20 protein-coding genes and 1 pseudogene are annotated in these 22,503 nt (G+C 72.3%); 12 read left to right on the top strand and 9 right to left on the bottom strand.

Annotated features, from left to right (window positions below):
- Positions 1-8: 8 nt before the first annotated feature.
- From glgC to G3I77_RS08595, 4 genes are all read left to right on the top strand, one after another.
- Positions 9-1,229, top strand: coding sequence for a glucose-1-phosphate adenylyltransferase (gene glgC / locus G3I77_RS08580; protein WP_142156854.1), 1,221 nt, complete (start codon positions 9-11; stop codon positions 1,227-1,229).
- 101 nt (positions 1,230-1,330) lie between these two features.
- On the top strand, positions 1,331-3,934 hold the full coding sequence (locus G3I77_RS08585) for a PA14 domain-containing protein (RefSeq protein ID WP_248502013.1): 2,604 nt from the start codon (positions 1,331-1,333) through the stop codon (positions 3,932-3,934).
- Positions 3,935-4,093: 159 nt separating this feature from the next.
- On the top strand, positions 4,094-5,437 hold the full coding sequence (locus G3I77_RS08590) for a wax ester/triacylglycerol synthase family O-acyltransferase (protein WP_248502014.1): 1,344 nt from the start codon (positions 4,094-4,096) through the stop codon (positions 5,435-5,437).
- A 106-nt stretch (positions 5,438-5,543) separates the two neighbouring features.
- Positions 5,544-7,046, top strand: coding sequence for an SDR family NAD(P)-dependent oxidoreductase (locus tag G3I77_RS08595; protein WP_248502015.1), 1,503 nt, complete (start codon positions 5,544-5,546; stop codon positions 7,044-7,046).
- Between the two features lie 24 nt (positions 7,047-7,070).
- Here the strand turns inward: G3I77_RS08595 and G3I77_RS08600 are convergent, their stop codons facing one another.
- A complete protein-coding gene (locus G3I77_RS08600) occupies positions 7,071-7,463 on the bottom strand; it encodes a hypothetical protein (protein ID WP_248502016.1) in 393 nt (130 codons plus the stop codon).
- A 368-nt stretch (positions 7,464-7,831) separates the two neighbouring features.
- Between G3I77_RS08600 and G3I77_RS08605 the strand changes: the two genes are divergently transcribed.
- The gene (locus G3I77_RS08605; RefSeq protein WP_248502017.1) at positions 7,832-8,005 is read left to right on the top strand and encodes a hypothetical protein; all 174 of its coding nucleotides are present in this window, start codon (positions 7,832-7,834) and stop codon (positions 8,003-8,005) included.
- A gap of 53 nt (positions 8,006-8,058) precedes the next feature.
- Positions 8,059-8,541: a GNAT family N-acetyltransferase gene (locus G3I77_RS08610; protein ID WP_248502018.1), complete on the top strand. Its 483-nt coding sequence runs from the start codon at positions 8,059-8,061 to the stop codon at positions 8,539-8,541.
- Positions 8,542-8,560: 19 nt separating this feature from the next.
- Here G3I77_RS08610 and G3I77_RS08615 read toward each other — a convergent pair whose 3' ends face one another.
- The 3 genes from G3I77_RS08615 to G3I77_RS08625 form a co-directional block, all read right to left on the bottom strand.
- A complete protein-coding gene (locus tag G3I77_RS08615) occupies positions 8,561-8,980 on the bottom strand; it encodes a VOC family protein (protein ID WP_248502019.1) in 420 nt (139 codons plus the stop codon).
- A gap of 207 nt (positions 8,981-9,187) precedes the next feature.
- Positions 9,188-10,531, bottom strand: a complete 1,344-nt coding sequence (locus G3I77_RS08620; protein ID WP_248502020.1) for an amidase — start codon at positions 10,529-10,531, stop codon at positions 9,188-9,190.
- Positions 10,532-10,692: 161 nt separating this feature from the next.
- Positions 10,693-11,718 carry a S9 family peptidase gene (locus G3I77_RS08625; RefSeq protein WP_248502021.1) on the bottom strand — a complete coding sequence of 342 codons (1,026 nt, stop codon included), beginning with the start codon at positions 11,716-11,718 and terminating at the stop codon, positions 10,693-10,695.
- A gap of 47 nt (positions 11,719-11,765) precedes the next feature.
- On the opposite strand from G3I77_RS08625, the pseudogene G3I77_RS08630 reads away from it, so the two are divergent.
- A pseudogene (locus tag G3I77_RS08630) lies at positions 11,766-11,939 on the top strand (glycosyl hydrolase-related protein); the annotation flags it as partial.
- A 99-nt stretch (positions 11,940-12,038) separates the two neighbouring features.
- Entirely contained in the window at positions 12,039-12,512 is a 474-nt protein-coding gene (locus G3I77_RS08635) for a carboxymuconolactone decarboxylase family protein (protein WP_248502022.1), read from the top strand.
- Positions 12,513-12,603: 91 nt separating this feature from the next.
- Here G3I77_RS08635 and G3I77_RS08640 read toward each other — a convergent pair whose 3' ends face one another.
- A complete protein-coding gene (locus tag G3I77_RS08640; protein ID WP_248502023.1) occupies positions 12,604-14,025 on the bottom strand; it encodes a lipase maturation factor family protein in 1,422 nt (473 codons plus the stop codon).
- A gap of 144 nt (positions 14,026-14,169) precedes the next feature.
- On the opposite strand from G3I77_RS08640, the gene G3I77_RS08645 reads away from it, so the two are divergent.
- The 3 genes from G3I77_RS08645 to G3I77_RS08655 all read left to right on the top strand — a co-directional run bounded on the left by G3I77_RS08645 (position 14,170) and on the right by G3I77_RS08655 (position 18,357).
- Positions 14,170-15,306 carry a DUF6777 domain-containing protein gene (locus G3I77_RS08645; RefSeq protein WP_248502024.1) on the top strand — a complete coding sequence of 379 codons (1,137 nt, stop codon included), beginning with the start codon at positions 14,170-14,172 and terminating at the stop codon, positions 15,304-15,306.
- Between the two features lie 77 nt (positions 15,307-15,383).
- Positions 15,384-17,471 carry a SpoIIE family protein phosphatase gene (locus tag G3I77_RS08650; RefSeq protein ID WP_248502025.1) on the top strand — a complete coding sequence of 696 codons (2,088 nt, stop codon included), beginning with the start codon at positions 15,384-15,386 and terminating at the stop codon, positions 17,469-17,471.
- 22 nt (positions 17,472-17,493) lie between these two features.
- Positions 17,494-18,357 (top strand): Fpg/Nei family DNA glycosylase, encoded by an 864-nt coding sequence (locus tag G3I77_RS08655; RefSeq protein ID WP_248502026.1) that lies wholly within the window; start codon positions 17,494-17,496, stop codon positions 18,355-18,357.
- A gap of 108 nt (positions 18,358-18,465) precedes the next feature.
- Here the strand turns inward: G3I77_RS08655 and G3I77_RS08660 are convergent, their stop codons facing one another.
- The 3 genes from G3I77_RS08660 to G3I77_RS08670 form a co-directional block, all read right to left on the bottom strand.
- Positions 18,466-19,119 (bottom strand): zf-HC2 domain-containing protein, encoded by a 654-nt coding sequence (locus tag G3I77_RS08660; protein ID WP_248502027.1) that lies wholly within the window; start codon positions 19,117-19,119, stop codon positions 18,466-18,468.
- A gap of 151 nt (positions 19,120-19,270) precedes the next feature.
- A complete protein-coding gene (locus G3I77_RS08665) occupies positions 19,271-19,783 on the bottom strand; it encodes a hypothetical protein (RefSeq protein ID WP_248502028.1) in 513 nt (170 codons plus the stop codon).
- Between the two features lie 152 nt (positions 19,784-19,935).
- Positions 19,936-20,481 (bottom strand): sigma-70 family RNA polymerase sigma factor, encoded by a 546-nt coding sequence (locus G3I77_RS08670; RefSeq protein WP_248502029.1) that lies wholly within the window; start codon positions 20,479-20,481, stop codon positions 19,936-19,938.
- Positions 20,482-20,702: 221 nt separating this feature from the next.
- Between G3I77_RS08670 and G3I77_RS08675 the strand changes: the two genes are divergently transcribed.
- Entirely contained in the window at positions 20,703-21,854 is a 1,152-nt protein-coding gene (locus G3I77_RS08675; RefSeq protein ID WP_248502030.1) for a CapA family protein, read from the top strand.
- Between the two features lie 106 nt (positions 21,855-21,960).
- On the opposite strand, the gene G3I77_RS08680 is transcribed toward G3I77_RS08675, so the two are convergent.
- A complete protein-coding gene (locus G3I77_RS08680; RefSeq protein WP_248502031.1) occupies positions 21,961-22,422 on the bottom strand; it encodes a universal stress protein in 462 nt (153 codons plus the stop codon).
- Positions 22,423-22,503: the final 81 nt, after the last annotated feature.

The following is a 22,503-nucleotide window of genomic DNA, read 5'->3' on the forward strand; positions in this document are numbered from 1 at the left end:
GAGCGGCCATGCGTGGTGGTGGTCCTTCGGTCCTTGGGATCGTACTGGCGGGCGGCGAGGGCAAACGGCTGATGCCCCTGACCGCGGACCGTGCCAAACCGGCGGTGACCTTCGGCGGCACGTACCGCCTGGTCGACTTCGTCCTGTCCAACCTCGTGAACGCCGACGTCCTGCGCATCTGTGTCCTGACGCAGTACAAGTCGCACTCGCTGGACCGGCACATCACGACCACGTGGCGGATGTCCAACCTGCTGGGCAACTACGTCACACCCGTGCCCGCCCAGCAGCGCCTCGGCCCGCGCTGGTACCTGGGCAGCGCGGACGCGATCCTGCAGTCGCTGAACCTGATCTACGACGAGCGCCCCGAGTACGTGGCCGTCTTCGGCGCCGACCACGTCTACCGCATGGACCCGCGTCAGATGCTCGCCCAGCACATCGAGAGCGGTGCGGGCGTGACAGTGGCCGGGATCCGGGTGCCGCGCACGGAGTCGTCGTCCTTCGGGGTGATCACGCCGGGCTCGGACGGCCAGACGGTGGAGCGCTTCCTGGAGAAGCCCGCCGATCCGCCGGGTCTCGCGGACGACCCCAGCTGCGTCTTCGCCTCGATGGGCAACTACATCTTCACCACCAAGGCCCTCATCGAGGCGCTCAAGCGGGACGCGGAGGACGAGTCCTCCGTGCACGACATGGGGGGCTCGATCCTGCCTCAGCTCACCGACCGGGGCGAGGCCGCGCTGTACGACTTCAGCGCCAACCACGTGCCCGGCGAGACCACCCGCGACCAGGGCTACTGGCGGGACGTCGGGACGCTGGACGCCTACTACGAGGCCCACATGGACCTGATCGCCGAGCGGCCCGCCTTCAACCTGTACAACCGCAGCTGGCCGATCTACACGCACTCGTACCAGCTCTCGCCGGCCCGCTTCAACGCGGGCGGCATCGCCAGCGAGTCCATCATCAGCGCCGGGTGCCTGGTGCGCGGGCAGGTCACGCGGTCCGTGCTGTCGCCGGGCGTGGTGGTCGACCCGGGAGCCGTGGTGCAGGGTTCGGTGCTGCACGACAACGTGCACATCGGCCGGGGCGCGGTGGTGCGCGGCGCCGTCCTCGACAAGAACGTCGAGGTGCCGCCGGGCATGACCATCGGTGTCAACCCGGAGCGGGACGCGGAGCTGTACACAGTGTCCAAGGGCGGGGTCATCGCCCTCGGGAAGGGGCAGTTGGTCACCTGACGCGGGGCGGCCCCGGGGACTTTGTCCTGTCTCTGGACGAAGAGCGGAATCCATGTTGTCATGCCACATCCTGTCCATGACAACGTTGTGATGGAGGTTCCGTGCGTACCGGACGCCCCAGAAGCCGGCTCGCGTTACTGCTCGCCGCGCTCCTCGCCCTCGCCGGCCTGACCGCGGCCCCCGCCCTCGCGGACGACCCCGCCGAGATCCACGGCCTCAAGGGCGAGTACTACACCCACTCCGCCCCCGGCGCCTTCGACTTCCACACCCTCAAGGCGACCACGTTCGACCAGGACCTCGACTTCGACAACCTGGAGCCGCGCCTGAACTTCACCACCGGCCGGTCCGACGACGTCAGCGTCCGCTGGACCGGCCGGCTCGTCCCGGAGGAGACCGGCTCCCACACCTTCTCGATCACCGCCGACAACGGCTTCCGCCTCTGGATCGACGGACAGCTCGCCATCGACCACTGGGTCGACGACTGGGACCGCGAGCAGACGGCCCAGCCCGTCGACCTGACCGCCGGCCGGGCCTACGACATCAAGGTCGAGTACTTCGAGCACTACGGCGGCTCCAACCTCCACCTCCGCTGGACCCCGCCCGGCGGCGGCAAGGAGCCCGTCCCGCAGTCGGCGTTCCGCCTCCCCGACGGCTTCGACTACGACGGAGCCCTCGCGGCCACCGTCCAGCCCACCGGCCGCACCCTGAAGCTCGACTTCGCCCAGCCCCTCACCACGCCTCCGGCGAGCTTCACCGACCACCTCGATGCGGTGATCGGCGGCGCCGCCTGGCCCCTGGGCGCGGCCCGGCTCGACCCGTCCGACCCCGCCGCCCTCCTGGTCGCCCTCGGTGAACCGGTCGTCGGCAACAAGACCGGCACCGCCCGCGGCACCGCCGACCTCCGCTACGACGGCGAAGGCGGCCTCTCCGGCACCGACGGCAACGTTGTCAAGGAGTTCTGGACCAGTGGCCCCAACCACTCGACGTACCAGCTGCGCACCCGCTGGGCCGACGAGGTGGGCCCCGGCAACGCCCACCCCGAGTATCCGCGCCCGCAGCTGACCCGGGACGCCTGGCAGAGCCTCAACGGCCGCTGGCAGTTCGCCCCGGCCGAGCCGGGCGAGCAGCCGCCCGTCGGCAAGGCGCTGAAGGAGCGCATCCTCGTCCCGTACCCGGTGGAGTCGCAGCTCTCCGGAATCGAGCGGCACGAGGACCGCATGTGGTACCGCCGCACCTTCACGGTCCCGCGGGACTGGGACATCGGCTCAGATAAGCGGCTGAAGCTCAACTTCGGCGCCGTCGACTGGCGCTCCGAGGTGTACGTCAACGGCGCGAAGGTCGCCGAGCACGAAGGCGGCTACGACAAGTTCAGCGCCGACATCACCGACGCGCTGAAGCCCGGCCGCACCCAGGAGCTGATCGTCGGCGTCTACGACCCGACCGACGCGGCCTCCGGCGAGAACCCGCCGCTCGGCAAGCAGCGCCTGGACCCCAGCGGCATCTGGTACACCCCGTCCTCCGGGATCTGGCAGACGGTCTGGATGGAGCCGGTGGCGCGCGACCACGCGGACTCGCTGAAGCTCACCCCCGACGTGGTCGGCGAGAAGCTGACCGTGGAGGCCCGGGGCGTACGGGACGGCGTACCGATCACGGCGACGGCGTACGACGGGAAGCGCAGGGTGGCCACGGCGAGCGGCCGCACCGGCAGCCCGCTGGCACTGGCCATCGACGACCCGCACCTGTGGTCCCCGGACGACCCGTTCCTCTACCGGCTCAAGGTGAGGATCGGCGACGACCGGGTGGGCAGCTACTTCGGGATGCGCTCCATCGCCGTCAAGAAGATCGACGGCGTGCCGCGCACGGTCCTCAACGGCGAGCCCGTCTTCATGATGGCCACCCTCGACCAGGGCTTCTGGCCCGACGGCCTGCACGCCGCGCCCACCGACGAGGCCCTCGTCCACGACCTGAAGGCGCACAAGCGGCTCGGCTTCAACTCGGTCCGCAAGCACATCAAGGTCGAGCCGGACCGCTGGTTCTACTGGGCCGACAAGCTCGGGCTGCTGGTGTGGCAGGACATGCCCGCGATGACGGCCGGGGTGAACCCGTCCGCCGCCTCCCGTGCCCGCTACGAGCGGGAGATGAAGGAGATGATCGACGAGCACATCAGCAGCCCGTCGGTCGTCATGTGGGTGACCTTCAACGAGGGCTGGGGCCAGTACGACGTGGGCCGGGTCGCCGAGCAGGCCAAGGCCTGGGACCCGACCCGGCTGGTCAACGGCCAGTCCGGGCTGAACCTCGGAGCCGACGGCGGCACCGGCGACCTCATGGACGAGCACGGCTACCCCAGCCCCGCCCTGCCGCCCCGGCCGGACGGCGAGCGCGCCCTGGTCAGCGGCGAGTACGGCGGTCTGGGCCTCGCGGTGCCCGGCCACGCCTGGTCGGTGCAGCAGTCCTACGTCGACGTCGACCCGGCGACCTACACCGAGGACTACCTGACGAAGCTGGACGAGGTCCGGGCGCTGGTCTGCAAGGGCAGCAACGGTGCCGTCTACACCCAGATCGCGGACGTGGAGGGTGAGCTGAACGGCTTCCTCACCTACGACCGCGCGGTACTGAAGCCCGACACGGCCAAGCTGAAGGCCGCGCACGAGGCGCTGATCCGTGACGCCTCCCGGGTGACTCCCACGGGGTGCCCGGCGTCGTAACCTGTGCTGAACTGGCCGCAGATGCACCATAAGTCCCGCCCCTTTCCATGGGGTGGGACTTAATCTGCTGTTAACTGTACGTAGCCCGATCGTACTTGACCGTAATCGGCTGGGGGCGGTTGACTGCTGGCCCACCCGTCGTCGACGCGAGGCAAGCCCTTGACTGCTGACCTGCTCGCTCCTCTCGACCTGGCGTTCTGGAACCTCGAGTCCGCGGAACATCCGATGCACCTCGGCGCGCTCGGGATCTTCTCGGCCCACTCGCCCACCGCGGGCGCCCACGCGGCGGACCTGCTCGCGGCCCGGGCCGCCGGGGTCCCCGGACTGCGGATGCGCATCCGCGACGTGTGGCAGCCGCTGCCCGCCGCCCTGCGCAGGCCGTTCGCCTTCGGCGGCGCGGCCCGCGAGGCGGATCCGGACTTCGACCCCCTGAACCACGTGCGGCTGCACGCCCCGACCGCCGACTTCCAGGCGGTCGCGGGCCGGCTCATGGGGCGCCCCCTGGAGCGCGACCGCCCGCCCTGGGAGGCCCACGTGCTGCCGGGTGAGGACGGCGTCGGCTTCGCCGTGCTGTTCAAGTTCCACCACGCCCTGGCCGACGGACTGCGGGCGCTGACCCTCGCCGCGGGCGTCATGGACCCGATGGACATGCCCGCACCCCGGCCCCGCCCCGCCGAGCCCCCGCGCGGCCTCGTGCCGGACGTACGCGATCTGCCCGGGATGATGCGCGGCGCCCTGTCCGACATGAGCCGCGCCCTGGACATCGGCGCCTCCGTCGCCCGCTCCTCCCTCGACGTGCGCTCCACCCCCGCGCTCACCTGCGAGCCGAGCGGCACCCGCCGCACCGCCGGAGTGGTGCTCGACCTCGACGACGTGCACCGCGTCCGCAAGACCGTCGGCGGCACCGTCAACGACGTCCTCATCGCGGTCGTCGCGGGCGCCCTGCGCCGCTGGCTCGACGAGCGCGGCGACGGCAGCGAGGGCGTCGCGCCCCGCGCCCTGATCCCCGTCTCCAAGCGCCGCCCCCGCACCGCCTACCCGCAGGGCAACCGGCTCTCCGGGTACCTGATACGGCTTCCGGTGGACGACCCGGACCCGCTGGCCCGCCTCGCCTCGGTCCGGGACGCCATGGACCGCAACAAGGACGCCGGCCCCAACCGGGGCGCGGGCGCCGTCGCCCTGCTCGCCGACCACGTCCCCGCCCTCGCCCACCGGCTCGGCGGCCCCCTGGTCGGCCAGGCGGCCCGGCTCTGGTTCGACCTCCTGGTGACCAGCGTGCCCCTGCCCAGCCTGGGCCTGAAGCTCGGCGGCCACCCGCTCACCGCCGTCTTCCCCTTCGCACCGCTGGCCCCCGGCCACTCCTTGGCGGTCGCGGTCTCCACGTACCGGGGAAGCGTCCACTACGGCCTCGTCGCCGACGGCGAGGCGGTCCCGGACCTCGACCTGTTCGCCACGGCCGTCTCGAAGGAGGTGGCGACGCTGATCAAGGCCTGCCGGTCGTGATCAAGGCGCGTTTGGCGGTGCGGCCCGGCGCTGAAGTAAAATTCGCCCTTCGAAAGCGGGCGCGACCGGCGCGCCGCGACGGCAGAGCAGGGAAACGACAGCGGCGATGACGGTGACAGAGGACGGCCCGCAGGCCATGGACGAGGCGAGCGGGCTCTCGTACGGACCCGGCATCGACCCGGAACGCCTGGCCGTCTGCCTCAGCGTGCTCGAGGAACTCGACAAGCTGGAGGTCGACCACCCGGACGCCATCGCGGTGCGCCGGGCCACGGCGGGCGTCTACCGCACGGTCAAGCAGCGCCGCCGCCAGGAGCGCCGGGCCGCCAAGACCGCCCACGACAAGGCGGTCACGGAGGCCACGGCCACCGGCTCCGCCCAGCGCATCGACGACGAGACCGAGGGCCTGCTGCCGTCGTCGACCACCGAGGAGGGCAGGGTCGCGGGGATACTCCAGCGCCCGCGCTCCTGCTACACCTGCAAGTCCCGGTACGTGGAAGTCGACTACTTCTACCACCAGCTCTGTCCCGACTGCGCCCGCGTGAACCGCGAGAAGCGCGATGTCCGCGCCGACCTCGCCGGCAAGCGCGCGCTGCTCACCGGCGGCCGCGCCAAGATCGGCATGTACATCGCGCTGAGGCTGCTGCGCGACGGCGCGCACACCACGATCACCACGCGCTTCCCGAAGGACGCCATCCGCCGCTTCAAGGCCATGGACGACTCCGCGGACTGGATGCACCGCCTGGAGGTCGTCGGCATCGACCTGCGCGACCCGGCCCAGGCCGTGGCCCTCGCCGACCAGGTCGCCGAGGCGGGCCCGCTCGACATCCTCGTCAACAACGCGACGCAGACCGTGCGCCGCCTGCCCTCCGCCTACGCCGCCCTGGTCGACGGCGAGAGCGCCCCGCTGCCCGCCGGTGAGCTGCCCGCCCACCACGTCATCGGCGCCTTCAACTCCGGCGCCGTCGACGGCATCGCCGCGCTGCCCCTCGGCACCAGCGGGCTCGACGCGCAGCAGGTCGCCGACCTCGCCCTGGTCGCGGGCAACGCCAGCGTCGAACGGCACCTGGACGGCACGGCGATCGACGCGGGCGGGCTCGTGCCCGACGTGGTCGACTCCAACACCTGGGTGCAGACGATCGAGCAGATCTCGCCCGTGGAGCTGCTGGAGACGCAGCTGTGCAACTACACGGCGCCGTTCATCCTGATCAGCAAGCTGCGGCCCGCAATGGCCGAGGCCGCGAAGAAGGCGGAGAGCGGGCGCGCGTACGTGGTGAACGTGTCCGCGATGGAGGGTGTCTTCGGGCGCGGGTACAAGGGTGCGGGGCACCCGAACACCAATGCCGCCAAGGCCGCGATGAACATGGTGACGCGGACCAGCGCGCAGGAGATGTTCCAGACCGACGGGATTCTGATGACCTCGGTCGACACGGGCTGGATCACGGACGAGCGACCGCATTACGACAAGCTGAGGCTTGCCGAGGCCGGGTTCCACGCGCCGCTCGACCTGGTCGACGGTGCGGCCCGGGTCTACGACCCGATCGTGCGGGGCGAGGCGGGAGAAGACCTGTACGGGGTCTTCATGAAGGACTACGCGCCCGGGAAGTGGTAGTCGCCCGATCGCTGTGACGGGTCGTCAGTCGGCGGCCCCGAGGCGGGAACTGCGGGCCGCCAGCAGTTCCAGGACCGTGCGCCTGTCCTCCAGGGCCCCGGCCTCGAAGCCGGCCGAGCGGCCGCCGGCCGGGGTGTCCCGCCAGGGGCAGCGGCGTACGAGGTGCGAGACCCGGTCGCCGAGCAGGGTGCGCACCGCGTCGGCCGCGTGGTCCGCACGCCCGGCGGGGTCGCCGGGCCACAGCAGCCCGCCGACGGGCTGCAGCAGGCCCGCGGCGTGGAGCTCCTTGTCGGCCGGGCGGCCGCGGCGCAGCAGTGCAGCGGTCCGCCGGTTCCGGTGTCCGCCGGCGTGGGCGTGGCCACGGCACGCGACAGCGCCGACGCTTGCGACTCGGCCAACGGCACTTGAACTGCGCAACCGTCTGGAAAGCGCCGTCGTCGACATACGCCGTTCGAGTGATTCGGAAAAGGCCCGTGAGCGTACAAATCGGTACGTAAACCGGAGTTGAACGCGGGATGACGCGCGATCGTTACCGGTTGTTTTCAGCCCCATCGAGCGGGGCCCTGCTCATTTGGTTAGTCTGATGCGGACGGACAGCAGTACGGGGTCCTACCCACACCCACGGTCCGTCGTGGGACCAGCCGGTTCACCACGGCCTGCTCTCCCGTGAGTCGACCGGCGCCACCGCGTCCGAACTGCTTTTGACATATGAGCCCGAGCGGGCGTCAGGCGCAGCAGGACCGGCGCGTACGTCCCGAGGGTGACCGACACATAAGGAGTGCGCGGTGACACCGGAGAAGACGAATCGCGATCAACGCCCCAAGGAACGCGGCGAGCACGCCGGCCGACGGGTCGACGAGCTCGGCAGCCTCGACGTGTGGGCCCGTTCGGCCCCGATCCGCCTCGCGGGCTACGAGGAGGACCTCGCGGAGCCCCACATCCTGCCCAGCGTCGACTGACGGCGGCAGACCCCACCGCGACCGCGGCGCATGGGCGTGCCAGACTCACGGCCATGCTGATCAGGGAAGCCACGGCTGACGACTGGCCTCGCATCTGGCCGTTCTGGCACCGCATCGTCGCCGCGGGCGAGACCTACGCATGGGACCCGGGTACCTCCGAGGAGGAGGCCCGGGTCCTGTGGATGAACCCGGCGAAGCGCGTCTACGTGGTCGAGGACGACAGCGGCGTAGTCGTCGCCTCCGCCTACCTCACTCCCAACTACGGCGGTCCCGCCGCCCGTATCGCCAACGCCGGCTTCATGGTAGACCCCGGCCAGGGCGGCCGGGGCTACGGCCGGGCCCTCGCCGAACATCTCCTGACAGAGGCCCGGGCCGCCGGCTACCGGGGCATGGTGTTCAACGCCGTCGTCCAGACCAACCCGGCCGTGGCGCTGTGGACCTCCCTCGGCTTCACGATCCTCGGTACCGTGCCCGACGCGTTCGACCACCCCCGGCACGGCCGGGTGGGGCTGCACATCATGCATCGGGCGCTGTAGGGCAACGGGTCTGTGACGGTCAAGGCCTGGCGTACGGCCGGGTCATGATCTCCATGTTGTGGCCGTCCGGGTCGTCGAAGTAGGCGCCGCGACCGCCGAAGAGGTCGTTGACCCGGCCCGGTTCGGTGTGGCTCGGGTCGGCGTAGTAGGTGACGCCGATCGCCTCCAGACGGTCGATCATGCCGTCGAACTGCTCATCGGGCACGAGGAACGCGTAGTGCTGCGGCTGGATCGGCTCGTCGGTCTTCTCGTAGTAGTCGAGGGTCACGCCGTTGCCCAGGTCGACGGGCAGGAAGGGGCCGAAGGGGGCGCCGACCTCCAGCCCCAGGACGGCCGCCAGGAACTCCGCCGACAGCCGGCGGTGGGAGGCGTAGACGGCGGTGTGGTTCAAGTGGGCGACCGTGGTCGGGAGTTCGGTGGCGTGCGGGGTGTGGGACATGCGTGGGTTCGTCTCCGGGTCTCGGGGTCCGTGAGGAAGCGCCGCTGAGGGCGCGGGGATGAAGACACGAAGGACGAGAGGCGGGGCGCGTGCCCTCTCCGGCTCTCGGACGGGCCCGGGCGGGGTCACCCCCGCCGCGCTCACGCCGAGGCCGGGCGCCTCACTCGTGCATGGCCTACGGCCGACCCGGCAGTCACCCGGCCGACCTTAGTCCATCGGCGCCGTACGCTGCCACGGGTTTCGCTCCTCCAGCTGCCCCGCCAGATCCAGGAGTTGGGACTCCGTGCCGGGACGGCCCACCAGCTGCACGGCACCCGGGACACCGGAGGGGAGAGTTCCGCAGGGGACGGACAGGGCGGGCCAGCCGGTCAGGTTCCACGCGGGTGTCAGGGGCGAGTAGTTCGTGTTCGCCAGCACGTTGCTCAGCCAGCCCCGCTCGTGCCAGGGTCCGGCCTTCGGGGAGCGGCGGGCGAGCGCGGGCGTGAGCAGCACGTCGTGCTCCGCGAAGAACGGCTCCAGCCGCCGGCGCAGCTGCTCCCGGCCCGCCCCCGAGCTCACGGTGCGCAGGAACGGCCGCCCGAGCCGGGCGTGGACGCGGGTGCGTCGCGTCAGCAGCCGGGGGTCGAGGGGCCGGGCCTCGGCGGCGGTGCCCGCCGTCCAGTGGGCCAGGGACGTCGTGGCGAGTGACAGCGGGTAGGGCGGGTCGGCGCGCCGGACCTGATGGCCCGCCCTCATCAGCAGCCCGGCCGCGTCCCGGGCGGCCGCCGCGTACGGACGGCTGATGGTGACGCCGGCCAGCGGGCTGCGCAGTGACACGGCGACCCTGAGGACGCCGGGTGCGGCCGCGGTGCCGGGTTCGGTGCCCGCCAGGACTGAGAGCATCAGGCGGGCGTCCTCGACGGTCGTGGCGAGCGGCCCGTTCTCCGACAGGCCGAACCAGGTGCCGTCCCCTTCGCCGGTCGGGACCACCCCCTGCCCCGGCTTGATGGTGACGAGGCCGCAGTTGGCGGCCGGTATGCGCAGGGACCCCATGCCGTCGTTGCCGAGGGCGATCGGCACCATCCCGGCGGCGACGGCGGCCGCGCTGCCGCCCGACGAGCCGCCCGCCGAACGCGTGGGGTCCCAGGGGTTGCGGGCGATGCCCAGCACTCCGTCCGTCGTGCCGAAGACGCACAGTTCGGGGACGTTCGTCAGCCCCACGACCACCGCGCCCGCCGCCCGCAGTCGGGCCACCGTCACATGGTCCTGCGCGGCCGGCGTGTCGGGCGTCGCGGCCGAGCCGATGCGCCGGGACTCACCGCGCACGGCGAGGTTGTCCTTGACGGCCACGGGCACCCCGGCCAGCGGCAGTTCGGTGAAGTCGCCGCGCGCCGCCACCTCGTCGGCCTCGGCCAGGGCCGCCTCGGCGCGCACCGCGCGGAAGGCCCCGACCCGGCCGTCGAGCCGCTCGATCCGGGCGAGGTGCTCGGCGACCACCTCGCGGGGCGTCACCCGCTTCTCGCGTACGGCGGCGGATATCTCGGCGGCGGTGCGGCCGGCCCAGGTGGTCACAGCGGCTCCTCGGAGGGGAGAGGGCGGACTTACTGACGAGTACGTAGGGAGAACTGTGCACCGGTTCGGGGGCGCACGTCGAGGGGCTGCGGGCCGGTCGACGCGCCTCGGCGCGCTCAGCGCACCCCTGGACCTCCCTGGACCTCCTGGGTCCGGCCGGCTCAGTGCAGGTGGCGTGCGAAGAAGGCCTCGGTGACGTCCATCGAGGCCGCCCACTTCGGCCCGAACGTGTGCCCCTCGCCGGCGACGGTGCGGAGTTCGACGTCCTTGCCCGCCTCCTCGAAGGCGGCGGCGGCCTCGCGTGACCAGGGGAGGGGGCAGGTGCCGTCCGCGGTGCCGTGCTGGATCAGCAGGGGTTCGGTCATGCGGGCGGCGTGGGTGAGGGGTGTGACCCCGCGCCAGAAGTCCGGATTCTCCTCGGGCGTGCCGTGCTTCTCCTCGATCTCGGTCACCACCGGGTCGCCGTCGGGCCGCTGGAAGTGGTCGATGTTCTCCTCCGGGCGCGCACTGACCGGGGCGTACGCCACCGCCGCGTCGAACAGGCCCGGCGCCACGACCAGCGTGTTGTACACGACCCCGCCGCCCATGGACCGGCCGAACAGCCCGATGCGGTCGCCGTCGATCTCGGGGCGCCCGGAGTCGCGCAGGGCCAGGGCGGCGCCGATGACGTCCTCGGTGTAGCCGAGGCGCAGGTTCACGTCGTTGTCCGGATCCTTGTCGGAGCGGGCGTGGTTGCGGTAGTCGGTGTGCAGGACGACATAGCCGCCGCGGGCCAGGCGGTCCTGTTCGCGCGGCATGCCCTGGCCGCTGAAGTAGACGTCCGGGTCGATGTAGCCGTGCGCCAGCACCAGCGCCGGGAAGGGACCCTCGCCCTCCGGGATGTTCATGATCCCCGAGATCGTCAGGCCGCCCGCCTCGTAGGTGACGGCGTAGCGGGTGTAGGCGGAGGTGCGGTCGAGCACCGCGCCGAGGCGCAGGCCGGAGCCGGTGTGCTCGCGCTGCATCAGAGCCTTCAGGGAAACGGGGTCGGCCGGGGTGGGGGAGGGCGTGGTGCGGGGACCCTCACCGGGGGCCCGGGGCGCCGACGCGGAGGTCTCGGGAGCGCTGTCCTCCGTACCGCCGGTGCAGCCCGTCGCGACGGCCAGCAGCAGTCCGGCGGCCGCGCAGGCGGTGCCCCGAAGCCGCATACGGTCCAGTGTGGCCCCGTGGAGTACGGGAGGGTAGGTCTGGGCTCGGCGGCCGGGCGCGCGCCACGCTCACCGCCGGGTTCGACGTCGCGGGCGTCGAGGTGACGGACCTGCTGGAACGCCCACTCGCCGGCGTGGCGGCACCGCCGCTCCAGGACGGGCGGATCGCGCTGCGACTGCGCCCGTTCGAGCTGGTGACGCTCCGGCTGCGGCGCGCCTAGCGGGCAGCGGGAGACGCAGGTCACTTTCGTCCATGTCACATCGTGACGAGCCGCTGCCTCATAGGGGTGTACGCACCGACAACGGCAGAGGAGCTCACCATGAGCGCACGACTGGACGTCTTCGCCATCCCGAGCGCGAGCAAGGTCATCAAGCAGTTCTCCTCCCTGGGGCGGCTGGTCGTGGAGTCACCGCTGCCGGCCGCCACCCGGGAACTGGTCTCGCTCCGCACGAGCCAGATCAACGGATGCGCGGTCTGCATCGACATGCACACCAAGGAAGCCACCGCCGCGGGCGAGAGCTCCGTACGTCTCCACCTGGTCGCGGCATGGCGGGAGGCCACGGTGTTCACCGAGGCCGAGCGCGCCGCGCTGGAACTGGCGGAGCAGGGGACCCGGATCGCGGACGGCGCCGGCGGGGTCCCGGACGAGGTCTGGGAGCGGGCCGCCAAGCACTACGACGAGGAGCAGCTCGCCGCGCTGGTCACGCTGATCGCCTTCATGAACACCGCGAACCGGCTGAACGTCATGCTCGAGCAGCCGGCGGGCGACTACCGGCCCGGCCAGTTCAAGTAGGCGTGGAGCACCGGGCCCTGGGACGGCCCCAGGGCCCGGACCGCGCGCGGCCACGGACGGCGCGTTCCGGGCCGCCGACTCGACACCGCGTCTACGGCCTGGGAACCGGCTCCGCCAGCCGCGTCGGCGGCAGGAAGTCCCGTACGTACGTCCGCTCCCAGCAGGCGCCCGTGTCCCGCAGCTCGCGCCACGGCGTGTAGCGGTAGCGGAACAGGCGGGCGCGCACGTACCGAGGGGGCTCGTCCGGCGGGAACGGGGAGCGGCGCAGCAGCTTCAGGGTGTCCCGGTCGTTCTCCAGCAGCCGCTCCACCAGCGTCCCGAACCAGGGGTCGGCGTAGGCGGGGGAGAGGGCCGCGAACCACATCAGCCAGTCGAGCCGCAGATGGTAGGGCGCGAACTGGCGCGGCCAGCGCCGCGGATCGCCCGGCTTGCCCTTGAACTCGTACTCCAGCCAGCCCGAATCCGCACGCGGCACGTCGTCCGCGGTGCCCTCCACCACCACCTCGTACCGCACTCGGCTCACGCTGCCGAAGGCCCCGTAGGTGTTGACCAGATGGAGCGGGTCGAAGGAGCGGTTCATGACCTGGCGGCGCGAGAGCATGTTGCGGACCGGCTGGTAGCCGAGGCCCGCCAACAGCGCGGACACCGCGAGCACCACCACGACGTACCACAGCGGGGCGTCGGGCAGGTCCGGCGGATCGGCCGGGAAGCGCACCGCCGACAGCGCCAGCACGATCGTGATCCAGTTCAGCCAGGAGAAGTTGCCCGACAGCACCAGCCACAGCTGGGTGACGATCATCAGCGACGCGGCGGCCGTCGCGACGGGCTGCGGGGTGAACAGCAGGAACGGCACCACGAGCTGGGTGACATGGTTCGCGGCCACCTCGACGCGGTGCAGAGGCCTGGGCAGATGGTGGAAGAACCAGCTCAGCGGGCCCGGCATCGGCTGGGTCTCGTGATGGTGGTCCAGGCAGGTGAGCTTGCGCCAGCACGCGTCGCCGCGCATTTTGATCAGCCCCGCGCCGAACTCCACCCGGAACAGGATCCACCGCAGCAGGAACAGCACGACGACCGGCGGGGCCACCTCGTCGTTGCCGAGGAACACGGCGAGGAACCCGACCTCCAGCAGCAGCGACTCCCAGCCGAACGAGTACCAGGTCTGCCCGACGTTGACGATCGACAGGTACAGCACCCACGGCACCAGCCACAGCAGCATGCCGCCCCACAGCGGAAGCAGCGAGTCCAGCCCGGCCAGCAGCGCCGCCGACACCGCGCAGCCCGCCCAGGCGCAGAGGGCGAAGAAGCGGTCCGAGTAGTGCCACTGGAACAGGCTCGGAGCCCGCCTGAACGGCACCCGTTCGACGAACCGCGGCACCGGCAGCATGCCGCGCCGCCCGAGCAGGGCACGGAACTGGAGCGCCGCCGTCAGGAACGCCACCAGGTACAGGGCGGCCAGCGCCCGCTGGAAGACCAGCCGGGTCAGCCAGTAGTCGGACGCGCTGAACCAGTCCACGGTCGTGCGGCCCTCCTCCCAGTGCGGTGCCGGACCCGGGTGTCACGCTCCGTACACCGCCGCTCCGGTTGCGTAACCCGAGTGAGCGAAGCAAACAATAGTGATGAATGGCCTGAAACGGGCCGAGGTGAGCGGGAGGACGAGGTGCGGACACCCACCGGGACCTTCGCCCTGGCCTGCGTGCTCTCGATGCTGCTCCTCCTCTCGGGCTGCCGCGGCGACACCACCGGCCGAGGCGACGACGCGGGCACCGGTGGAGAGCTCTTCCTCCAGCCGGCCGCGGCCCAGGGGCCCGACCCCTTCACGGACTCCACGGCCCTCACGGCGGCTACCCCGTCCCCCGCCCCGCGAACGCCGGATGGCGCCGATCGGGCCTTCGCCGCCTCGAGCGGACCGCGCTCCCTCTCCGGCGGCACGCCCGGCCTGTACGGCGGAACCGAGCGGACCGGCAGCTGTGACATCGGCCGGCAGGTCGGCCACCTCACCCGCGACCCCGCCCGGGGCCGCGCCTTCGCCGAGGTCGCGGGCATCGCCCCGGCGTCCGTCCCCGACCATGTGCGCGCGCTGACCCCGGTCGTGCTGCGCGCCGACACCCGCGTCACCAGTCACGGCCTGCGGGCCGGCCGGGTCACCCGCTACCAGTCCGTCCTCCAGGCCGGCACCGCCGTCCTGGTCGACGACCGGGGTGTGCCGCGCGTCCGCTGCGCCTGCGGCAACCCGCTCCGGCCGCCGGCGGCGCTGCGCGGCACGCCGGTCACCAGGGGCACGCCCTGGCCCGGATACCGGCCCGGCGAGGTGATCGTCGTGACGCCCGCCCCGCGGGTCATCACCGACTTCACGATCATCGATGTCACGGCCCGGACCTGGATCGAACGCCGCACCGGTCACGACGTACGCCACGACCGGGCCCTGCCTCCTCCGGCCTGGGCGGCGGCATCACCCCAGCCGTCCCGGCCCCCGGCCCCGCGACAGACCGACGTCCCGCCGGAACCGGAACCGGACCCGTACCTGGAGCCGGACCCCGGCCTGGGCAGCGCATCCCCCTGGGACACCCCGGCCGACGTGAGCCTCCCGGACACGCACGCGGCCGTCCCCCCGGCCGACGAGACCGCCCCGCTCCCCGACCAGCCGGCCGCCCCGGGCGACCCCGGCGGCCCCGACGAGGTCGGACCCGACGCCGTCCCGGACAACCCCGATCCGCCCGACGCAGCCGGGCTGATTCCCGATGACCGGGCCGCCGATCACCTCCCCGGCGGCACCGCAGACGTCTTCAACGACTGAAGGCGGATCCGGCGGAGCAACTCGTAGACTCGGCACATCCAGTCGAAGAATCGGACGAATCCTGGCAAGGTGGGCCCATGGTTGATCGGGGAGGGAGCGCCCTGTCACTCCCGGACGACTGGCCCGCCCACCCGGATCCGATCCTCGCGCTCAACCGGATGGGCAGCTTCGACTGGGATCTGGACACCGGCCTGATGCAGATGGACGCCCAGGCCCACGAAGTCCTCGACATGCGCCCCGACGAGTACGACGACCACCCCGAGACCCTTTCCAAGCGCGTCCCGCCCGGCGAGGCACGGCGCCTTGACACCGCGGTCTCGCAGGCCCTGAAGGACGGCAGCGAGAACTACGGCGCCTACTTCCGCATCCGCCGCCGCGACGGCACCCTGCGCTGGACCCACACCCAGGGCTACATCCGCCGCGACGAGACCGGACGGCCCCGCCGCATCATCGGCATCGTCCGGGACGCCACCCAGGAACTCGGCGAGATCGACGCCCACCGCGACCAGGCCGCCCAGGACGAGGCCCGCCGGCAGCAGACCAGTGTCGTCGAACTCACCACGGCCGCCCTCGCCCACGCCCGCACCCTCCAGGACGTCATCGACGTCCTCAAGGACACCCATGGCCTCGTCCACCTGGGCGCCACCAGCCTCGTCATGGGCCTGGTCGAGGCCGGCCGCATCCGCCTGGTCGCCGAGGGCCCCTCGGACAGCTTCGTGCCCGGCACCCGCGTCACCCGGATCGACGAGCCCTACCCGATGAGCGAGGCCGTACGGACCCTCGGCCCGTGCTTCATCGAGTCACCGCAGGAGTTCGCCGAGCGCTACCCGACCCTGTGGCCGCACATCACCGACCTGAACATCACCTCGGCCGCCTATCTGCCGCTCATCGTCCAGGCCCGGCCGATCGGCGCCATGGGCCTGCTCTACAGCGACCGGTACGGCTTCACGCCCGAGGAGCGCGACATCCTCGTCGCTCTCGGCAGCAGCATCGCGCAGAGCCTCCAGCGGGCCATGTTCTACGAGCAGGAGATGGACCTCGCGCAGGGCCTCCAGCAGGCCATGCTGCCCCGGACCATCCCGAGCGTGCCCGGCGCCGACGTCGCCGTCCGCTACCGCGCCGCCACCATCGGCGGCTCCGTCGGCCGGGACATCGGCGGCGACTGGTACGACCTGATCCCGCTGCCCGGCGGCCGCGTCGGCGCCGTCATCGGCGACGTCCAGGGCCACGACACGCACGCGGCCGCCGTCATGGGTCAGTTGCGCATCGTGCTGCGCGCCTACGCCGCCGAGGGGCATCCCCCGGCCACCGTCATGGCCCGGGCCTCCGTCTTCCTGCACGAACTCGACACCGACCGCTCCGCGACCTGCCTCTACGCGGAGGCCGACCTGACCACGGGCGTGCTCCAGATGGTCCGGGCCGGCCACATCGATCCGCTGGTGCGCCACACCGACGGCTCCTGCCGCCGCGTCACCGTCCCCGGTGGGCTGCCGCTCGGCCTGTCCGCCGAGTTCGGCCGCCTCGACTACCCCGTGGGCACCATAGAGCTCGACCCCGGCGACACGCTGCTGCTGTGCACCGACGGGCTGGTGGAGCAGCCCGGCGCCGACCTCGACGACGGCATGCGCGCCCTGAGCGCACTGGTCGCCACCGGCCCCGACGACGTACGGGACCTCGCCGAGCGGCTGATCGACGTGGCCGCCGAGCGCGGCGGCGACGACGACGTGGCGCTGCTCCTGCTGCGCCGGCGCGGCCCGGAGGGGCCGCAGTCCGGCCGCCGGCTCCAGCGGCATGTGACCCCCGGCGATCCGGCGGCCCTGTCCGACGCCCGGCACATGATCCGCACCGCGGTCGCCGCCTGGGGAGCGGGCGACCGCGCCGACGAGATCGAACTGGTCGCCGACGAGCTGATCACCAACGCCCTGATGCACACCGAGGGTTCGGCCGTCGTCACCTTGCGGGCCTTCTCCGGCTCCGAGCGCCGGCTGCGCGTCGAGGTCGAGGACTCCTCCAGCGCCCTGCCGCGCCGCCGCGAGGCGGGCGAGTCGGGCGTCTCCGGCCGGGGCCTGCTCCTGGTCGAGCTGCTCACCGACGTGTGGGGCGTGGAGGCCCGGGGCGGCGGCAAGGCCGTGTGGTGCGAGTTCGTGGTGCCCGACCACGACTGATCCCGCGTGGCACTCTGGACCTATGCCGGAACTCCCCGAGGTCGAGGCGCTCAAGGACTTCCTGACCGAGCATCTCGTCGGCCACGAGATCGTACGGGTGCTGCCCGTCGCGATCAGCGTCCTGAAGACGTACGCACCGCCCCTGTCCGCGCTGGAGGGCCAGGAGGTCGCCGCCGTACGCCGCTACGGCAAGTTCCTCGACCTGGAGACCGCGGACGGCCCGCACTTCGTGACGCACCTGGCCCGCGCGGGCTGGCTGCACTGGAAGGACCGCCTCCCCGACGGCCCGCCCCGCCCCGGCAAGGGCCCCCTCGCGCTGCGCGTGGCCCTGGAGACCGGCGCCGGCTTCGACCTGACCGAGGCCGGCACCCAGAAGCGCCTCGCCGTGTACGTCGTGGGCGACCCGCAGGAGGTCCCGGGCGTGGCCCGGCTCGGCCCGGACCCGCTCGCCGACGACTTCGACGAGCAGCGCTTCGCCGAGCTCCTGGCCGGTGAACGGCGCCGGCTCAAGGGCGCGTTGCGCGACCAGAGCCTGATCGCGGGCGTGGGCAACGCCTACAGCGACGAGATCCTGCACGCGGCGAAGATGTCGCCCTTCAAACTGGCGGCGTCCCTGAGCGCTGAGGAGACCGGGCGGCTCTACGCGGCCCTGCGCGACACGCTCACCGAGGCGGTCGAACGCTCCAGGGGCGTGGCGGCCGGGCGGCTGAAGGCCGAGAAGAAGAGCGGACTGCGCGTCCACGGCCGCACCGGCGAGCCCTGCCCGGTGTGCGGCGACACCATTCGCGAAGTGTCCTTCGCCGACTCCTCGCTCCAGTACTGCCCGACCTGCCAGACGGGCGGCAAGCCACTGGCGGACCGAAGGATGTCCCGGCTGCTGAAGTGAGCCGTGCACCCCGTCACCGGGACGGCGGCGACCACTCGAACGGATGCGTCGTCCAGCAGTCTCACAGCGGGGCGCGGGGAGCGCCCGGCGACAGGGGCGTACGGATGGTCAGCTCGGCTGGAGTTTCCAGAGGACCTCGCCGGTCGCCGAGCGGATCTCGTAGCGGGCGATCTGCCCCGGATGCATCGAGGAGCTGGCCATCATCGTGTTGGGGTGGTCGTCGTGGCCGGGGCCGTGCCAGCTGGTCGCGGTCTCCTCGGTGCCGTCGTGTCCGACGATGACCAGGTGGCAGGCGCGCGAATCCGCGCCGTCCTTCACCTTCAGCTCGACCTGGCTGCCCGAGGCCTCGTCCGCTGTCGTGACCTGCGCCCACATCCCCGTCCGCGCGTCGGTCGCCGCGACGGTCAGGGATTCCTCGGCGCTGCCCTCGGCCATCATCGCGATGCCGGGCACCGACGCCGCGAAGACCACCGAGGCGGCCAGGGCGAACAGCAGGCGTCTGCGCCCGGCCCGGCGCCGGGTCGCCACCTCGGCCAGCAGCCCGTCCAGCATGCGCGGCCCGGGCTGCGCCATCGGGTGCACGAACCGTGGCGTCGCCCGCCGGTACAGCATCAACTGCCGTGTGGCCGGGCCGAATTCCGTCACCTCTGCAGCGCACCGAGGGCACTCCATGAGGTGGTCCTCGAAGCGGAAGGCCTCCGCCTCGTCCAGCACGCCGAGCGCGTAGGCCGCGACGTCGCGATGCCTCTCCAGGGACCTCATGCCGAATCCTCGTGCCGTTGGGTGTGGGTGGGGTTACTCCTTGCTCCCACCGGTACGGACCAGGCAGCGGAATCACTCAAGCCGGTGACACAATCGCAACCAAAGGATTCGGAGCGCTCCGGTCCCCGGATTGGTCCGGGGCCGCAGAAATCTAAAAAAGGTGGATCGCGAGGTGTCCCAAGGGCAGTCCGAGCTGCCAGGCGGGCGTCCAGACCTTCGGCCCCTCGTCCTCCCCGGCCACCGGAGCGCCCCCCGGCACCGCGTTCAGATCGGGTGCGAGCAGCTCCGTCTCCTGAAGCCAGCGCCAGGCCTCCTCCGCGAGAGCCAGGTCCGGCGCGGGCCGGCCCGACGCCGCGGCGCCGGCGGCGAGCTCGGCCAGCCGCTCGCGCACCCAGTCCTGCCACGGCTGGTCGTACGCGGTCAGCGACAGCCACGTCTCCAGCTGGGTGACGACCCGGATGCCGGACAGCTCCCCGTCGGTGTCGGAGAGGAAGATGGTCAGCGCCAGGGCATCGCGCCCGGCGCGGAACTCGAAGGACGTCGGCGGCATCAGATCGCCGGTCCGCAGCAGCTCGTCGGCGATGTACTCGGCGTACAACCACGCCATGGGGACGGTCAGTTCACCGTCGGCACCGTCCGTGCTCTCCTGCTCTCTGTCCAGCATCCCTTCCTGCCTTCCTCCGGTACGTGCGCGTTGCCCGACACCGGGCCCCGGGGACGCTGACGGCCCCCTCCGGAACACGGATGAGAACAGCCGATTACTCAACCGGGGTCATCGGCAAGGCGCTTTACGGAGGCTTGACCCAGCCGTCGGTTTCATCGCAGGTCGGCGGCGTATCCCGGAAGCACCCTGCGCAGGGCGCGCAGCGCGTAGTACGCGCGGGACTTCACCGTACCGGGCGGGATCCCGAGGGTCGCCGCGGCTTCCGCCACACTCGCCCCGTGGAAGTACACGAGCACCAGGACTTCACGGTGCTCCGGAGTGAGTGTCTTCACAGCCCGGCGGACGTCGAGCATCGCCGCGGCCCGCTCGGCGTGGTCGGAGCTGACCCGGGCGTTCTCCAGCACCGCGTCGCCGACCTCGGTCGGACGGGCCTGCCGGGCCCGCCGGGCGTCGATCGCGAGCCGCCGCGCGACGGTCATCAGCCACGGGCGTACGGAGTCGAAGTCGTCGGCGCGCAGGGCCTCGGGATGCTGCCAGGCGCGCACCAGCGTCTCCTGGACCAGGTCCTCCGCGCGCTGCCGGTCGCCGTCGCAGAGCCGGAGCAGGAGCGCGAAAAGGGGCCGGCCGTGCTCCCGCTGCAGTGCGGCGAGCTCGTGCTCGGCGGTCGTTCCGTTCATGAGAGTGGATCCGGCCGTCATGGCCGTATGCCACCGCAGGGGGTGGCGCGGGCACAGGGCACGTACCCGGCTGTGCGGCGGACGGTCGATCGCGTCGACGAACGGTTCGACGAACGGTCAGGCGCCCGGCCATGTGGGTGCCGGACGGGCTGATGAGCGTGTCGGAGCCGCGTGGGGCGTCACAGGCCCTCTTTCCTGATTGTGCGTAAATACGACCACAGCGCCCACAGTGGGGTGAATGCATGCTCGCACGCAGTCGACAGATCGCCCTGGCCCTGACCGTCGTCCTGGCCGCAGGCGCCGCCTGCCAGGCCCGCGGACACGAGAGGCCCGACCGCGGACGCCCGGCACCGGCCGCCGGGCCCCGTGGCTTCACACTGGTCGCCTCCGGTGACGTCCTCCCGCACAGCTCGATCATCGACCGAGCCCGCTTCGACGCCGGCGGCACCGGCTACGACTTCCGGCCGATGCTCGCCGGGATCCGCTCCGTCGTCTCCCGCGCCGACGTGTCCCTGTGCCACATGGAGACCGTCTACGGCGCGGACGGCGTCTACACCGGCTACCCCACCTTCAAATCCCCGCCCGAAGTGGCCCGGGCCCTCGCCGTCACCGGCTACGACGGCTGCTCCACCGCCTCCAACCACACCCTGGACGACGGCGCCGGCGGCATCGGCCGCACCCTCGACGCCCTCGACCGCGCGGGCGTCCGGCACGCCGGCTCGGCACGCACCGAGGAGGAGGCACGCACGGCCACGGTCCTGAGGGCGGGCGCGGCGAAGGTCGCCCACCTCGCCTACACCTACGACACCAACGGCCTCCCGCTCCCGGACGGGCAGCCCTGGGCCGTCAACCTCATCGACGAGGCCAGGATCCTCGCGGACGCCCGGGCCGCGCGCCGGGCGGACGCCGACGTGGTCGTGGTCTCCCTGCACTGGGGCACCGAGTGGCAGGACGCCCCCGACGACCAGCAGGTGACCCTGGCCCGGAACCTCACCGCCGCGCGCACCGAGGGCCGCCCCGACATCGACCTGATCCTCGGCACCCACGCGCACGTCCCGCAGGCCTACGAGAAGGTCAACGGCACCTGGGTCATCTACGGCATGGGCGACCAGATCGCCGGCGAGATGACCAACCACCAGGGCGCCAAGGACCCGCGCGGCAACCAGTCCACCCTCGGCCGCTTCACCTTCGCCCCGCCCGCACGGCCGGGCGACCGCTGGAAGGTGACCAAGGCGGAGTTCGTCCCGCAGCTGTTCGACGTCGACGCCGGCCGGGCCGTGAACCTCAACCGGGCGATCGCCCAGGGCGCCGACGTCCGGGCCGTCCGCGACCGCATCCGCGACGTCGTACTGAGCCGGGGCGCGGCCGGGGACGGACTGGTGATGGGGGAGTAGGCGAAGCAGAACACCGGCCCCAGCGCGAACCGGACGGCGAGCCGTCCCTTCTGCCCCCCCGGACGGAAGGGACCACGCACGGATCGGCCGGCTCACCCGGGTCCCCCTACGGCACCACCGTCACCGGCCAGCGCCCCGCCTTCACCAGACGTACCGCCACCGAGCCGACGATGCGGTGGCCCGCCTGTTCCGAGGCGCCCACGACCACCGCGTCCGCCTTGAGTTCGTCGGCCGCCGTCACCAGGCCGCCGTACGGGTCGCCGCGGAAGGTGTGGAACTCCCAGCGGACCTCGAATATCCCCTTGAGCCGCTCGGCCGCGTCCCGGATCTGCGCCACCAGGTCCTCGGCGATCTCGTCCGTCGTCTCGGCCACCGGCGCCCCCAGCGCCGCGCCCGCCGTCAGCACCGGCTGCACGTACACCACGGCGAGCAGCGCGTGCTGGCGCCGGGCCAGACCGGCGGCGTAGGCCGCGGCGCGCAGGGAGGAGTCGGAGCCGTCCACTCCGGCCACGATCACCTTCGGCCCGTCCGTGCCCCGCTCGAACTGAGGGGAGTGCTGTTCCGCCACGCCGCGAGGCTATCGGAACCCCCTGGTCCGCCCGCCGGGCGGGAGCGCTCGACGGGCGAGGAGGCGCGGGTGTTCCTAGAG

The organism is Streptomyces sp. D2-8 (genome assembly GCF_023184515.1).
Taxonomy (GTDB): Bacteria; Actinomycetota; Actinomycetes; order Streptomycetales; family Streptomycetaceae; genus Streptomyces.

What these genes read in the sequence shown, in the direction of transcription:
- G3I77_RS08665 (WP_248502028.1), bottom strand. Translation starts at nt 19,783, where the DNA reads ATGCTGGACAGAGAGCAGGAGAGCACGGACGGTGCCGACGGTGAACTG.
- glgC (WP_142156854.1), top strand. Translation starts at nt 9, where the DNA reads ATGCGTGGTGGTGGTCCTTCGGTCCTTGGGATCGTACTGGCGGGCGGC.
- G3I77_RS08675 (WP_248502030.1), top strand. Translation starts at nt 20,703, where the DNA reads ATGCTCGCACGCAGTCGACAGATCGCCCTGGCCCTGACCGTCGTCCTG.
- G3I77_RS08655 (WP_248502026.1), top strand. Translation starts at nt 17,494, where the DNA reads ATGCCGGAACTCCCCGAGGTCGAGGCGCTCAAGGACTTCCTGACCGAG.
- G3I77_RS08650 (WP_248502025.1), top strand. Translation starts at nt 15,384, where the DNA reads ATGGTTGATCGGGGAGGGAGCGCCCTGTCACTCCCGGACGACTGGCCC.
- G3I77_RS08625 (WP_248502021.1), bottom strand. Translation starts at nt 11,718, where the DNA reads ATGCGGCTTCGGGGCACCGCCTGCGCGGCCGCCGGACTGCTGCTGGCC.
- G3I77_RS08615 (WP_248502019.1), bottom strand. Translation starts at nt 8,980, where the DNA reads ATGTCCCACACCCCGCACGCCACCGAACTCCCGACCACGGTCGCCCAC.
- G3I77_RS08660 (WP_248502027.1), bottom strand. Translation starts at nt 19,119, where the DNA reads ATGAGGTCCCTGGAGAGGCATCGCGACGTCGCGGCCTACGCGCTCGGC.
- G3I77_RS08635 (WP_248502022.1), top strand. Translation starts at nt 12,039, where the DNA reads ATGAGCGCACGACTGGACGTCTTCGCCATCCCGAGCGCGAGCAAGGTC.
- G3I77_RS08610 (WP_248502018.1), top strand. Translation starts at nt 8,059, where the DNA reads ATGCTGATCAGGGAAGCCACGGCTGACGACTGGCCTCGCATCTGGCCG.
- G3I77_RS08595 (WP_248502015.1), top strand. Translation starts at nt 5,544, where the DNA reads ATGACGGTGACAGAGGACGGCCCGCAGGCCATGGACGAGGCGAGCGGG.
- G3I77_RS08670 (WP_248502029.1), bottom strand. Translation starts at nt 20,481, where the DNA reads ATGACGGCCGGATCCACTCTCATGAACGGAACGACCGCCGAGCACGAG.